Source organism: Alsobacter sp., assembly GCF_059501845.1.
The window spans coordinates 1,604,030-1,618,466 of the sequence record NZ_JCACDK010000018.1 but is presented as its reverse complement, the minus strand read 5'-3'; the positions used below and the strand labels follow the sequence as shown (position 1 = coordinate 1,618,466).

General features: G+C 67.7%; 12 protein-coding genes. 8 read left to right on the top strand and 4 right to left on the bottom strand.

All coding sequences use genetic code 11. The annotated features are described in order from the left end of the window. Nucleotides 1-65 precede the first annotated feature (65 nt). From AC5JCN_RS22535 to AC5JCN_RS22500, 8 genes are all read left to right on the top strand, one after another. Nucleotides 66-1,523 carry a hypothetical protein gene (locus AC5JCN_RS22535; RefSeq protein WP_495757329.1) on the top strand — a complete coding sequence of 486 codons (1,458 nt, stop codon included), beginning with the start codon at nucleotides 66-68 and terminating at the stop codon, nucleotides 1,521-1,523. Beyond that, nucleotides 1,495-2,328 (top strand): hypothetical protein, encoded by an 834-nt coding sequence (locus AC5JCN_RS22530; RefSeq protein WP_495757328.1) that lies wholly within the window; start codon nucleotides 1,495-1,497, stop codon nucleotides 2,326-2,328. Before AC5JCN_RS22535 ends, AC5JCN_RS22530 begins: the two co-directional genes overlap by 29 nt. Continuing rightward, complete coding sequence (locus tag AC5JCN_RS22525) at nucleotides 2,328-3,233, top strand: hypothetical protein (RefSeq protein ID WP_495757327.1); 906 nt, start codon at nucleotides 2,328-2,330, stop codon at nucleotides 3,231-3,233. Before AC5JCN_RS22530 ends, AC5JCN_RS22525 begins: the two co-directional genes overlap by 1 nt. Beyond that, complete coding sequence (locus AC5JCN_RS22520; RefSeq protein ID WP_495757326.1) at nucleotides 3,233-4,300, top strand: OmpA family protein; 1,068 nt, start codon at nucleotides 3,233-3,235, stop codon at nucleotides 4,298-4,300. The genes AC5JCN_RS22525 and AC5JCN_RS22520 overlap by 1 nt, the downstream gene beginning before the upstream one ends. A gap of 102 nt (nucleotides 4,301-4,402) precedes the next feature. Beyond that, complete coding sequence (locus AC5JCN_RS22515; protein WP_495757325.1) at nucleotides 4,403-6,565, top strand: M23 family metallopeptidase; 2,163 nt, start codon at nucleotides 4,403-4,405, stop codon at nucleotides 6,563-6,565. Between the two features lie 94 nt (nucleotides 6,566-6,659). Beyond that, nucleotides 6,660-7,139: a response regulator gene (locus tag AC5JCN_RS22510; RefSeq protein ID WP_495757324.1), complete on the top strand. Its 480-nt coding sequence runs from the start codon at nucleotides 6,660-6,662 to the stop codon at nucleotides 7,137-7,139. A gap of 89 nt (nucleotides 7,140-7,228) precedes the next feature. Further along, on the top strand, nucleotides 7,229-9,097 hold the full coding sequence (locus AC5JCN_RS22505) for a hypothetical protein (protein WP_495757323.1): 1,869 nt from the start codon (nucleotides 7,229-7,231) through the stop codon (nucleotides 9,095-9,097). Then, nucleotides 9,094-9,471, top strand: a complete 378-nt coding sequence (locus tag AC5JCN_RS22500; protein WP_495757322.1) for a PilZ domain-containing protein — start codon at nucleotides 9,094-9,096, stop codon at nucleotides 9,469-9,471. Before AC5JCN_RS22505 ends, AC5JCN_RS22500 begins: the two co-directional genes overlap by 4 nt. Nucleotides 9,472-9,475: 4 nt before the next feature. Here the strand turns inward: AC5JCN_RS22500 and AC5JCN_RS22495 are convergent, their stop codons facing one another. From AC5JCN_RS22495 to AC5JCN_RS22480, 4 genes are read right to left on the bottom strand one after another with little or no spacing between them, the layout of a single operon-like run. Next, complete coding sequence (locus tag AC5JCN_RS22495) at nucleotides 9,476-11,002, bottom strand: xylulokinase (RefSeq protein ID WP_495757321.1); 1,527 nt, start codon at nucleotides 11,000-11,002, stop codon at nucleotides 9,476-9,478. Between the two features lie 58 nt (nucleotides 11,003-11,060). Next, nucleotides 11,061-12,584, bottom strand: coding sequence for an ABC transporter substrate-binding protein (locus AC5JCN_RS22490; protein ID WP_495757320.1), 1,524 nt, complete (start codon nucleotides 12,582-12,584; stop codon nucleotides 11,061-11,063). A gap of 38 nt (nucleotides 12,585-12,622) precedes the next feature. Then, nucleotides 12,623-13,513, bottom strand: coding sequence for a carbohydrate ABC transporter permease (locus AC5JCN_RS22485; protein ID WP_495757319.1), 891 nt, complete (start codon nucleotides 13,511-13,513; stop codon nucleotides 12,623-12,625). Continuing rightward, a complete protein-coding gene (locus AC5JCN_RS22480; RefSeq protein ID WP_495757318.1) occupies nucleotides 13,513-14,430 on the bottom strand; it encodes a carbohydrate ABC transporter permease in 918 nt (305 codons plus the stop codon). The genes AC5JCN_RS22485 and AC5JCN_RS22480 overlap by 1 nt, the downstream gene beginning before the upstream one ends. Between the last annotated feature and the right edge of the window lie 7 nt (nucleotides 14,431-14,437).

The following is a 14,437-nucleotide window of genomic DNA, read 5'->3' as shown; positions in this document are numbered from 1 at the left end:
GACAGCTAGTCCAGAGTGGCGCACAGAAGAGCGGGCGGATCCGCCTGCGCCACATGGGTCGCCACTTGGCCAAGACTTCAGCATTGTCACGCCTCGTCGAGGGAATTCGCCGGGAGCCGCACGACTATCGCGCCTCCCTCCAGACATTCCCCGACCTCAACATCCAGCGTGTCGCCTCGGACCTCGACCTCGCCTTCCAGGGCAACAAGCGCGGTGGCCGGAACGAGCCGGCGGAGTTCTCGTCTTCGTTCGACAGCGTCGAGGCGGCTGTCATCGAGCGCGTCGAGGGAGAGCAGAAGGCCGCGCATACCTCTCTCCTGGACGAGTTGCAGATCTTCTCGGAGCGCCTCGCAGGGCTCGATTTCGAGGGCCGGTTCTCGACCATCCGGCAGGCTGCGCCCGAGGCTGTCTCGAACCTGCGCGCCGCCGCGGCGCAGGGACGCGACGAGCTGAACCGGCTGCGGCGCAACCTGCGCGGCTTCGAGGAAGAGCGGGAAACCTTCCGCCGCAGCCACCGGCTGGACCGCATGGCGCGGCCCTCCACAGGCGGCGGCACCGTGTTCAAGATCGGCCTCCTGCTGATGCTGTTCGTGATCGAGGTGGTCGTGAACGGTGTCTTCCTGTCGAAGGGGAGCGATCTCGGGCTGGTCGGCGGCGTCGTGGAGGCCTGTACCTTCGCCGCGCTGAATGTAGGCGTCAGCTTCGCCATCGGGGCCGTGGGAGCGCGCCAGCTCAATCACCGGAGCTGGTTCCGCAAGCTCATGGGGCTGGCGTCGGTGCTCGTCTATGTCGCCTTCGCGGTAGGGCTGAACCTCGCTTTGGCCCACTACCGGGAGGTGTCGGGAAGCTTCGTCGAGGATGCCGGCCGGCAGGTCGTGGCCCGCATCGCCGAGCACCCGCTCGGGCTGGGTGACCTGAAATCCTGGCTCTTCTTCGCGATCGGCTTCGCCTTCTCCGCCGTGGCCTTCGGCGACGGCGTATCCTTCGGGGACCCGTATCCCGGCTACGGTGAGCTTGAGAAGCGCCTTGCCCAGGCCCACCAGATCTACATCGACCGCAAGGGCGAGCTCATCGGCGTGCTGGAGGATATTCGCGACGAGGCAAGCGACGTGCTGGAGGAGGCGAACCGCGACCTCACGGTCCGGCGCGGCGAACACGACACCATCCTGGAGCATCGTGCCCGGCTGGTGCGGCTCTTCCTCGCCCACCAGGACCAGCTGGAGCGCGGCGCCAACGCCCTGCTCGGGGTCTACCGCGAAGCCAATGTCCGCGCCCGCACGGCGCCGCCGCCTGCCCGCTTCGCCGAGGCTTACAGACTGCCGCGGATCCCGGTCGACCAGGAGCTCGCCAGCAACACCATCCGCGAGGATCTGCGCGATTCCATCGCTTTCTCGCAGGAGCTGCTGGCCAAGCATGTCGAGGCGATCCACGCCGAGTTCGAGAAGGCCGTGACCGGCTACCACCAGATCGACGATCTCCTGCCGGAGGCGATGCATGGCACGCCAGCGGCGACGGCGGCGTAGGCCGGGCGCGTCCGGCGACAGGGCGCTGGCGATCGGCGGCGTCGCGCTGGGCCTCCTCGCCCTGGCCATCCTGGGTGGTGTCGGCTGGGTGTTCGCGACGGCGGAACGCCCGCCGCAGCTCGATCGCACGACATTCTGCCCGGTCGCGGGACCGCGCGCCGTCACTGCTATCCTGCTCGATGCCTCGGACGCGCTTCCCGAGATCGCGCGGAAAGAGGTTACGACCATCCTCGTGGACGCGGCCGAGAAGACGCCGACCTACGGCCTCCTCGAGGTGCGTGTTCTCGATCCCGTCTCCCCTGGCGGACGGATCCTGTTCAGCCGCTGCAATCCGGGAAGCGGCGAGGGCCTGAGCGAATTCACTGCGAACCCCGCGATGGCGCGCAAGCGCTGGATGGAGAGTTTCCGGCAGCCGCTGGAAGCAGCCCTGCGCGGCGGCCTCGACCCCGAGGCGGCGACCACGTCGCCGCTGATGGCGACGATCCAGTCCATCGCCGTCGACCGGTTCGCAGGCGAGAGCGTCGCGAACGCGCCCAAGTCGCTCGTCATCGTGTCCGACATGATCGAGCACGGCCCGGACTATTCACAGTACCAGGGCGATCTCTCCTATGCGCGCTACAAGGCATCCAAGGCGTACAGGAAGGTCCGCACCGATCTGAAGGGCGCAGACGTGACCATCGACTATGTGCAGCGTCAGACGGCCAAACCCATCGACAGCGCCGACCACATCCGATTCTGGAACGAGTGGGTGCGGGACAATAATGGCCGCCTCGTCGGCGCTACGAAGCTGCAGGGGCTGGGCTGATGGCAGGGTGGACCGGAACGCGCGAAAGCCGCGGCGCCCTGCTGTTCTTCGCGATCGTGGCTGCGGGCTGCGGCTACATCGTGCTGGCCAAGATCTGGGGCGTCTCCCAAGCCTATGTCACGTTCGTGCCCGTCGGGCTCATGGTGGGCTATGCGCTGCTTCTGGCCGGCTGGCGCAGCATGAGGCTGCGCGACGACCAGGCCGGCGACAACCTCTATTATCTCGGCTTCCTCTACACGCTCACGAGCCTCGGCGTGTCGCTGTTCCAGTTCTCCGCGAAGGACGCGGCGGCGGATCGGATCGTGCAGAATTTCGGCATCGCCATCGCCACCACGATCGCGGGCGTGGGGCTGCGCATCGTCTTCAACCAGATGCGCCGTGACCCGGTGGAAGTCGAGCGCGTCGCCCGGCTGGAGCTCGCGGACGCGGCGCGACGGGTGCGAAAGGAACTCGACGCCACCGTCGTCGAGCTGGCCCACAGCCGGCGCGCGACGCAGCAGGTGGTGTTCGAGGGCCTGGAGGAGGTGGCGAGGAAGGTCGACCAGGTGGCAGGCAGGATCGCCTCCAGCCTGGATGGACTGTCGCGCCAGGCCAATGCGACCGTCGAGACCACGGCCTCGGCGCTGGCGCAGGAGGTTCGCACGCTCTCCGCAGGGGTCGGCCGCATCGTCTCCGCGCTGGAGGCTTCGGAACCGGCGGGCGGCCCGAACGGGCAGAAGCTCGGCGCCACCATCGAGGAACTGTCGCGCCGCCTCGCCGAGGTCGCCGAACAGATCGAGAAGCGCGAGACGGCGGCCCGCGACACGTCGGCGACCCCTGCTGCGCGGGACGAAAACGGCGCTGCCGAGGACGGCAAGGTGATCCGGCTCGGGCATGCCGGGCGGCGTGGCGACGAGGGAGCGTGATGCGCACCACCATCCAGGGCCAATCGGCCGCCTACCGCCAGGGTGTCGTCCTCGGACTCACCATGGCCGAGATCATGCTGCTGCTGGTCTTCTGCCTTCTCGCCGTCACGGGCGTCCTGCTCGAGCGACAGCAGGACGCGACCACGCGGGCGGAGCATCGCACCGCCGAATTGCGCAAGGCGCTCGCCCAGAACGAGGGCGTCATGGAAGCCCTGCGGTCCGACGAGAAGCTGGCGCGGCTGGTGCAGGCGCCCCGTGCCGGCTCCACCCCCAGCCAGTCGCTGGACGATTCATGGACGCGCATCGTGGCCGCCGACCGGGCCATGGACGACCTCGAGCAGAAGGGCCTCACGCGCGAGGCGCTGGCGGAGGGCGCCGGGTTCTTCGCCGAGGTGGACGCCCTGCGCAGGCAGGGGGCGACGGCGGAGAAGGTGCGCCGCGACGCGGAGATCGCCCGGGCCCTGGAGGCCGAGCTCGGCGCCGACGCCGCCGCCAAATTGTCCCCCGACCAGATTGCAGAGCTGGTGCGAAGCGCGCTGGCATCCCCCGCTGCCTCGCAGGCGGTAGCGGCCAGGAGCAGCAAGGGCCCGGGGGGACATGACTGGCCCCCGATCATCCGCCTGAGCGAGGCGAACGGCTACTTCTTCCCCGTCGGCAGCGCGGAAGTCGACCCCGGCCTCGCGCAGCGCCTGCGCACGGCGGTGACGCAGCGCCTGGCTGATATCCTGAAAGCGTATGACGTGGATGTGATCGAGGTGATCGGCCATACGGACGACCTCCCCGTAGCCCAGAAAGCGTCCAACCTCGACCGCGGCCTCTCCGACGTCCTGCGCAACGGCGCGCCGGTGGCCAACCTCGTTCCCGCGGACAATGCCGGGCTCGGCTTCGCCCGGGCCGTCGCCGTGGCGCGCGTCCTCATGCAGGACCCGAAGCTGGCCGGCTACCGTATCCTGCCGCTCTCCGCAGCGCAGATGACCGGCACGGACGAGCGTCTGTCCTTTCCCGGCGGAGGCGACGTGAGGGAACGCCGGCGCATCGAGATCAGAGTCCGGCGCTCCTCGTCCTGAACTGCCACGCTACAGCCCGGCCCGACTTTCGCCGCAGAACGCCGCCATGCGAAGGGGTATGCCGGTGACCCCGCCGCCCCCACCCCTCCGTTCCGTGACACCATGAGCTTCACCAGCGGCGTCCTGCGCCGAAGCGGGGCGGGCACGGGCGCGCACGCCGGCACACGGGCCCCCACCTCGCGCCCCTCACGCGGGGATCTCACCCGCGCGCCGCGCGCCGTGGACACCACCCGCGAGGCGGCGAGGCCCGCCGACCTCGTGGGCAGCGCACTCCGGGTGCTCGACGGCCCCGCCCCACCGTCACTCAGGGCGGTCACGCGGCTTGCGCTTCCGGTCGAGACGGCGGTACCGGCGATCGAGTCCGCGCGTGGCCTCGGCCCTCCCGGCCGGCGGCTGGTGAGCTTGCGCTGGCTCGGCGCCGTGGCGCTGGCGGGTCTCTTCGGCATGGGGCTGCTCGGCTTTGCCCTGTTCGTGGCGATGGACGGCCAGCTCGAACTCGCAGAGGCACCTCGCGCCGCCTATACCGGGGCATCCTCGTCGGATCCCCTGCCCCGTGGTGACGCTCTCGTTTCGCGGGCGACCGTCGTCGGCGCCAAGCGACTGTTCAGGGCGCCATACGGGCACCTCGCCAACGGCCGCGAGACGATGGCGTCCGCGCCCTTCCTGCGCCTTTCGACACGCCTGCTGCCGTCCTCGGTCGGCCTGGAGGCGGACGTGCCGCCCCTGCGGCAGGCGGACCTGATCCGCGAAGCCGGCGTGTCGGCGGGCGACGCTGCCCTCGCGCAAGCGCCGGCGGACCCCGCCGAGGAAGATCTCGGGGACGTCTCGGTTGCGGTGACGGAGATGCCTGACGATCCCGGCGAGGAGGGGCCGGTGCTGCCGGAAGACGTGGCAGCGCGCCAGGCGAAGGCGACGGCCGACGCGGCACGCACGCTGCAGCCGCTGGCGAGCTTTTCATCACAGTCGACGCTGGGCGTCTCCATTCTGGCGGGGACGCAAGCCCCGGCCGAATTGGATTCCCCCTTCGCCTCGATGGATGTGCGCATCGTTCCCGAGAACATCACGGAGATCGCCCGCCGCCCCGATGGCAATGCCGGCCGCCGGGCCGTCGCAGTGGACGTCGCTCCCGGTGAGACCCTTGCCGACCCGCTGCGACAGGCCGGCGCCAGCGAGGACGATGCCGCGCGGTTCGGATCGGCGCTCGGCGGCTCCTCGGGCCGCCATCCCTCTTCCGTCGTGGCGGAGTTCGAGGCGGTGGACGGCGGGCGGCGCCTGACGCGCGCGACCCTGAAGGAGGAGGAGCGAACCGTAGCCAAGGTGGCGCTGGCCGATAGCGGCGCCGTCGTGCCGGTGATCACGCAGGATCCCGCCTATGGCGTAGGGCCGGGGATCCTCGGCCGGCTCGCCGGATCAGCGTCGGGGAACGAGGGTGGGGGCGGCGAACGGCCTGACGCCATGTCTATGCACCAGAGCCTCTACCAGACGGCGCTGCTCAACGACATCCCGCGCGAGACCATCGAGGAGGTGCTGCGGCTCTTCGCCTTCGACGTGGACTTCGAACGCGCCGTAGGCCCCGACGACCGTATCGACCTGCTGGCGCGCGAGGATGCCGAGGGTCACGGGCGGCCCGTCCTCGTGTATGCCGCTCTCACGCTGGACCGGGAGCGGATCGCCTACTGGCGCACGCCGGCGGAGAACGGCGGGACCGTTTTCGTCGACTCGGAGGGCCGCTCCAACCGCCGAATGCTCGTGTCGAAGCCCATCGTCGAGGCGCGGCTGACCTCGGGCTTCGGCAGCCGCTACCACCCGGTGCTCCACTATACGAGGCCACACAACGGTATCGACTGGGCCAACAAGGTGGGAACGCCCATCTTCGCGGCCGGCGACGGCGAGGTGATCGAGGCAGGCTGGCACTCGGGCTACGGCCGCCACGTCGAGATCCGCCACGGCGACGGGTTCGTGACGACCTATTCGCACATGTCCGCCATCGCCAAGGGGATCGAGCCCGGTGCGCCTGTCCGACTGGGCCAGACCATCGGCGCCCTCGGCCAGACCGGGCTCGCGACAGGCCCGCACCTGCATTTCGAGGTCAAGCTGAACGACACCTTCGTCAACCCGCTGACCGTGCGCGTGCCGCGTGCCAACCGGCTCGGGGGCGCGGATGCCGAGCGGTTCAACCACGAGCGGTTGCAGATAGATCGGGTTCTCGCCTGCAGCGAGCATGGATCCTGCCAGGGTCCCATCGAGACGCCGCCGGCCCATTGAGGCTCGCCGGCACGGTTTCGATTGCTTTAAGCTCGTTAAGTACTCTTTCTGAATTTCGGTTCATGGTCCCATGTCTCGGCGCGGGGACGTCGGCATGTTGGAACACGCTTTCCGGGAATTCGCCCCTTTCGCTGCCGGCCCCATAGAGGCCGACGGCAACGATCCCCCGTTCCGGATCCTGATCGTCGACGACGACATCACCACCCTCGGCATCCTGCGCCTCGTCGCCGGCCGCATCGGAAACTGCGAATGCGAGATCGAAAGCTCTCCCCAGGCGGCCCTGGCGCGCTGTCAGGCGGACCCGCCGGACCTGCTCGTCGTCGACCATGTGATGCCCGAGATGACCGGACTGACGCTGGTGAACTCGCTGCGCGCCGATCCGCGCACCTCCAGCCTGGCCTGTATCGCCATTACGGGACTGCACGACCCAGTGCTGGCTGAGCTCCTGCGGGAGCGGGGCGTCATCAGGGTCTTCTTCAAACCCCTGGACATCGCAGCGTTTCGGTCGGAGATTTTGCTCGTGCGCGCCACTCTTCGGACCCGTCAGTCGCGCGAGGCACTCGGGCACGGTTAACACATCCTCCACGTTTCCACTGCATCCTGCACACGTTTTAGTGGCCATGCCGGGCTTTCCGGCGCCTTCGGGCAGAGCCAGGGATTTGAATGAGCAAGGATGTTCGCCTTCAGGCGTTTCGCCTGATGATCGTTTACGGGCTGCTGCTGGCGCTGGTCACGTGGAAGCACGCCTTCGTCACCCAAGGCCTGATGGCTAACGTCTATCTCAACGGCCTCATCATCACGGTCTTCCTGTTCGGCTCGACCCAGGCGTGCCTGGGCCTCGCGCGGCTGCGCAATGAAGTCCTCGCCTTCCGAGCGTTGCAGGAAGTCTACCGGGACGCCGTCGACCAGCGCACCGACCACCCCGAGGAGGCGGCAGCACGTCTGGCGCGATGCCACCACCCCGGCATCGTCATCCGCTCGCCCAAGCTGCTCGGGCATGTCTACGACCTCGCGCTCGAGGAGCTGCTGCGCACCCGGCATGTCCGCATCAGCGTCGTCACGATGCAGAACCTGGTGCAGGCGGTGTCGGAGCGGATCGCCGCCGATCGCTCCCTGGTCGTCTACATCACCGGGATGTGCGTGTTCCTGGGCCTCATCGGTACCTTCATCGGGCTGATGGAGATGGTCGCCTCGGTGGGCGGCATCATCGGCGGGCTGGCCAGCGCCGGAGCGGCGGACGATGGCGCGATGATGCGCCTGATCCATGACCTCGAAGCGCCGCTCAATGGCATGGCCACGGGGTTCTCGTCATCGCTGTTCGGCCTTTTCTGCTCGCTCGTGCTCGGCCTTGCTGGGCGCTTCGTGAACTCGGCCGCCCTGAAGGTGAAGGACGACTTCGAAGGCTGGCTCGCCGGCATCTCGCAGCTCGAGAGCGAAGGCGGTTCGCCGGAGGCCCGCGGAAATGGCGCGGCCATGGATCCGGCCGTGCTGACACAGCTGCGCCGGTCCGGTGACGCCATCGAGATGACCGCCGCTGCCGTCCGGCAGCTCGCGGAGCGACAGGCCGAGAGCGCAGTGGCGCTGGTGCGAGCGACGGCGCAGACCGAGGCGATGGCCGCGCGCTATGTCCACGTGGCGCGCGCGCTGGACAGGATCGACGACGTCGTCGCCGGGCTCGCAGGCCAGCGCACCGCCATCGGGGACCTCGCCTCGTCGCTTGCCCACCGGATAGAGACCACCGTCTCACGAGCCACGGCCTCCTCGGAATCCCGGCACGGAGAAGTACTCGCGGCTCTTTCCGCCGTTTCACGGACCCTCGCCGAGGGGTTCGCGCAAACGCAGTCGGGGATAGCCGACGCGGCTGGAGCGACGCGCGAGCTGGCGCGGCGGCAAGAGGACATCGGCAAGGAGACGCGGCAGGAACTGTCGAGCCTCCACGGCGCGGCCCGTCATCTGGCCGCGACACTGGCGCTCACGGTGGGGCGAGCCGAGGAGTTGGCCCGGGAAGCGGTCGGCAGCGTCGCACCCCGCATCGGCGCCCTGTCCGAGAGCTCCTCGCAGGTCGAGGCCGCGGCAGAGCGCATCGAGGACTCGATCGCCCGGCTGCTGGCCGTTGCCGGACTGCAGGCGGGTGGCGCGGCGGAGAGCGCATCGCTGCTGCGCCGGCTCGCAGAAGGGCAGGCAGAAAGCCGTGATCTGCTGGGGTCGCTCGCCGTCGCGCTCAGGAAGGAGCCGCAGGCCCTCGCGCTCGCGCTCGGAACCGGACTCGCGGACCTGTCGCGCAGCGTCGCCGCTCTGGAACATGCGTCGGAGCGAAATGCCATGGCACATGCCAGTGCATGGAGCGCTGAACTGAAGAGCGCACGAGGCGCGCTGGAACAGACATTTGCGAGCAGCTTCGGTGATCTCGCCCGCTCCTTCGAGGCGAGCTTCATGGCCTACGCGGAACTGCTCCGGCGTGTCTCGGCAGAGCCAGCTCACGATGGCCGCCACGCTGCTCCAGCCGCGGCACATGACGGATCCGTCCCATGACCCTTCGCGACATCGCGCAAGCCACCCACCAACAGCTGCTTCGCCTGGCGGGCCGGCCGACCCTGAGTGCGAGCTTGCGGCGGTACCCCCGCTATCCCTGCTTCGTCCCGGCGAAGCTCACCCTCGTCGAGCGGGGCTACATGCTCGAGGGCGCGATCACCGAGGTGTCGAGAGGCGGGCTGCGGTTCCGCGAGGCGACGACGTACATCCTCGACCGCCGCGTCTGCAGGATCAGCATCGCCCTGCTCGGCATCGCTGCCGAGGGCACCATCGTCAACGTCTCCTCGCTGGGATACGGCATCAGCCTGTCGGCTTTGCTTGACGACGACTATGTCGAGACGCTGATGGACCTCACCCCGGCATCAGCCGAATAGCGGGTCAGGTGCCTGCATCGACGAAGTCGGCAAGTCGCCGGTTCCAGGCCGAAAGGGTGGGCCAGAGGTCGGAGTGGATGGCCCGCAGATCCGCGTAGCGCGCCACCCGCGGTGCGTCCGGCTCGAACGTCCGCACCGTGCGGCTCGCCATCGCCGCCGCTGCCTGGGCGAGGCTGGGGTACCAGCCTGCTCCGCCTGCCGCGGCCATCGCGGCACCGAGAGACGACGCCTCGGTGGCGGTCGAGCGCCTGACCGGCCGGGCCGTGACGTCGGCAAGGATCTGCGCCCAGAGATCGGAGGATGCTCCGCCCCCGATCGCGACGAAGTGGTCGATGGGGTTGCCCGTCGCCGCCTCGGCCCGCGACAGCGCGAAGGCCTGATCGAGCGCTATTCCCTCGAGCAGGGCGCGATAGACGTCGCCCCGGCGTGTCGAGCCGGACAGGCCGGCGATGACGCCGCGCGCGGCGCTGTCCCAGTGCGGGGTCATGCAGCCCTGCCAGTACGGCACCAGCACGACGCCCCCCGCCCCCACCGGGCTGGCGGCTGCCTCCTGTTCCAGCGCCGCAAGCTCCGCAGCACGGCGCTCGCCGGTGACGCCGAATAGCTCGCGGGCCATCCAGTCGACCAGGAATGTACCGGAGCGGAGGCAGGTCTCGAAGATGTAGCCTTCGTCGGCGATGGCCGTCTCGGTCCGGAAGGCGGGATCGTAGGCGTACTCCCGGCCGTAGGTGCCGGCCACCACGGCGGTGCCCAGGTTGATGTAGGCTCGACCGGGATTCAGCACGGCGACGCCGGTTCCGGCGCATTGGCCGTCGCCACCGCCTGCAAATAGCGGCGTGCCCGGAAGCAGCCCCGTTTCGCGCGCCGCCGCTTCGCTCACCTCGGCGAGGAACGCGCCCGGGCGCTCGAGCGGCAGCATCTTCTCCCTGGAGATCCCGGCGGCATCAAGGATCTCGTCCGACCAGTCGAGGCGGCGCATGTCGAGCATGCCCGTCGGATCGGCCGATGCGGTCGAAGATGCCCACCGGCCGGTCAGGCGGAAAACCAGGTAGCCATGGACTTCGGCGATGCGGTCGGCACGCGCCAGCAGTTCGGGCTGATGCTCGCCCAGCCAGATGACGCGGTAGAGGCACGGGATGACGTCGAGAGGCTTGCCGGAGATGGCATGCACGCGTTCGGCCCCGAAGGTCTCGCCGAACCGGCGCTGCTGCGCCCGGGCACGGTCGTCCAGCCAGACCATTCCCGGTCGCAGCGCCGTCCCATCCTCGGAAAAGATGCTGAAGGTCTCGCGCTGGTTGGAGATGGCGAGGCCCGCAATGCGCGAAGGATCGACCTTGCCGGTCAGCTCCCGCAGGGCCTTCGCGGTGGAAGACCACCACTCCCCGGGATCCTGCTCGAAGTAGCCGATTTGCGGGTTGCTGAGCGCGATGGGAGCGCGGCCCTCGGCCACGGCGTTTCCGTCCCGATCCCAGGCAATGGCCTTTGTCGCGGAGGTCGAGCTGTCGATGCCGACGACGAGATCGCGGTCCATGGCGGTGCGTCCGGAAAATGCGGGGCCGGCACCGGCCGGCCCCGCGAATGCGAGCGGATCAGTTCAGACCCGCTTCCTTCACCTTGTCGTCGACCAGCTTGGCGACGGCGTCCATGCACTTCTTGGCGTCGCCGTCATAGGCTTGGCCGGTCAGGAGCTTGCCGAGCTCGGTCGGGATCTCGTTGGTCGAGAGACCCGCCCACAGCGGCATGTCGGGCTCGGATGCCATGACGTTGTCGATCGTCCACTCGACGAGGTCGAGGTGACGCGTCGTGCCGGGGCCGACCTTGGCCTTCGCCTTGACGCGCGGGTCGTGGAAGGACGACAGGCGCATCGGGGCGAAACCACCGCCCAGGGTGCAGCGTGTCATGATGTCCTTCGAGCAGGCCCACTGCATGAAGATCCAGGCCGCGTCGGGGTTCTTCGAGTACTTCGACAGCGAGATGACCGAGCCGCCCTGGTGGGCGAGGTTCGGGATTTCGCCGAAGCCCGCATCAGCCGGGGCACGCAGCTTCTTGGCGGTCAGCGGCTTGGCCGGCTGCCAGAGGCCCTTCACCTTGGAGTCGTCGGCGTCGAGGCCCGGGAAGAACTCGTCCCAGCTCTGTACCAGCGCGACCTGGCCCGACACCATCATCTGGAACTGGCCGTCCCAGGTGGAGGTGGTGGAAGCCGGCGGGGCGTTCTTCAGGAGGTCCTGGTACCACTTCAGGCCGGCGATGCCCTGCTCGTCATTGCCGGTGAACTTCTTGTCCTTGCCGAAGATCGAGCCGCCATGGCCCCACACGGCCTGGGTCCAGTCGCATTCCAGCGAGTAGTGGCCGGACTTCGCCTGCAGGCCCGTGCCGAAGACTCCGTTGCCCTTCTCGGCCGCGGTGATCTTGTGGACGGCGTCGGTGAACTCCTCGTAGGTGGTCGGCACCGGGATCTTGTGCTTCTCCAGGATGTCCTGGCGGTACATGAGGATGAAGATCGGGATGTCGAAGGGAATGCCGGTCCACTTGCCTTCGTACACCGCAAGGCCTTCGACCAGCGGCTTGGAGAAGTCGGCCCAGTCGAAGCCGGGCATCGCGAGGTCGGGCTTGTCCTTGTAGTACTGGGTGGGATCGATCACGTCCGGCTGGAACGTCGCGACCCAGGACTGGTCGAGATAGTAGAGATCGTAGGTGCCGAGCTGGCCCTGTGCGTCCTGCGTCGCCTTGGCGAGCACCTGCTCGAGCGGCACGATCTCGACCTCGACCTCGATGCCGGTCAGATCCTGGAACTCGCCCTTGATCTGGTTCAGCACGACCGTCGGCGGGGTGGCCTCGGACGTGTAGCGGATCTTGGTGCCCTTGAACTTGGAGCCGACATCCTTCAGCCACTTGTTCATCTCGTCGGCCGTCTGCGCTTCCGCAGGCGATCCGACCAGGCCGAAGCGGTTGGGCGAGCGCGTGTTGCCGAGCAGGCCGGCCGCGAAGGCCGAGAAGCCAATGCCGGCCATGCCCATCTTGGACATGAAGTCGCGCTTGCTGATGCGGCGTTCCGTGAATGCGTTCGCCGTGTCGACGATGAACGTCTTCTTGTCGTGTTCCTTGAAGCTCATCAGTTTCCTCCCGAGTTGAGCATCGTTCTCGTCCACGGTCACTCCTTGACGGAGCCCAATGTCAGACCGCGAACCAGTTGGCGTTGAACCAGCAAAATGAAGATGAAGCTCGGCAGGATGGCGGACGTGCCGAGCGCCGAGATGAAGCCCCACTCCGAGCCGGTCGATGTGACGAAAGTCGTGATTTTAACCGGAAGAGTGCGGATTGAGGTCGTGAGAAAAAGAGACAAAAGGAATTCGGTCCAGCTGAATATGAAGCACAGCACCGCAGTCGCGGCCACGCCACCCTTCACCATGGGCAGAACTACCTTGATGAATGATTGCCAGCGCGATGCGCCGTCGATCAGGGCCGCCTCGTCGATGTCCTTCGGGACGTCGTCGAAGAACGACTTCATCAGAAGCACCGCGATCGGCAGGTTGATCAGGGCATGCACCAGGATCATGCCGAGCCGGGTATCGCGCAGACCGGCGTAGTGGAACATGAAAACGACCGGCACGATGATCGCGATGGGCGGCATGAAGCGTTGTGACAGAACCCAGGCGAGGTAGCCCTCCCGCCCCCGGAACGTCATGCGCGAAATGGCATAGGCGGCGAGAATGCCGAGGACCACGGTGAGCGCCGTCGACCCCACCGCGATGATGATGGAGTCGAGGATCGTCTGCCGGCTGTCATAGGAGCTGGCGCCGCCGACACCGAAGGTGTTGCCGGACTCCATGGCGAGTTCGGAGCGCGACTTGCCCAGCAGGGTGACGCGGTAATTGTCGAGCGTGGGCTCGAAGTCGAAGAAGACGATGTGGTCCTTGTTGAAGATCGCGTTGATCGGCTTGATGGAGGTGAGCCCCCACCAGAAGATCGGAAACATGAACAGCGCCACGACCGTGATTGCCACGGCGTAATGCAGGACTGAAAGGACCGGGTTCCTGTTCATCAGAACCTCACCCGGAAGAGCTTGATGAAGACGTTGGCGGTGATGATCACCAGGATCAGCGTGAAGATCGCCACCGTCGACGCGTAGGGGAAGTCGGCGTTCTTGAAGTAGACGGTGCCGGCATAGGCGGTCAGCGTCTCCGTCGCGGTGCCCGGCCCGCTGTCCGTCATGACCTTGATGTAGTCGTAGATGCGGAACAGGTCGACGCCGCGGATCAGCATGGCGAGCGCGATGATCTTGGAGAGCATCGGCAGGGTCAGGTGGATGAAGGCCTGGACCGGGGTCGCCCCGTCAATGGCCGCGGCCTCGTAGGGATCCTTCGGCAAGGCCCTGAGTCCGGCCAGCATGATCAGCACCATGAAGGGCGTCCACTGCCAGATATCGGCGAGAAGGATGCCCGCCAGAGCCGTCGATCCGGTCCCCAGGATGGGATTCTGCGGCGAGATGACACCGACCGCGTAGAGGCCCCGGCTGAGCACGCCGAACGAGCTGTCGAGCATCAGCAGGAACATCATCCCCGTCACGGCAGGCGGCACGACGAGGGGCAGGGTCATCAGCGCCCGCATCAGGCCGAAGCCGCGCTTTTCGCTGTCCAGCAAGAGCGCGATCGCCATTCCGAGGATGAGCTCGACCACCAGAGCGACGATTGTATAGGTGAAGGTGTGCCCGATGGCGCCCCAGACGCGATCGTCGTTGAAGAGCTTGATCCAGTTCCAGGCAGGATCGAACAGTTCGCGCCGCGTTGCCGGGTTGCGCCTGTAGAGGGAGAGCCAGACGGCATAGAGCAGCGGATAGATGCCGAACACGACGAGCAGCGCCGTGGCGGGGAAAATCCACGGGAACGGGTGCTCGGAGGTGAGAAAGCGCGGCAATGCGAGACGCGAAGTCTTCTGCACCGGGATGGCGGCGTCGCTCACGCGCGAT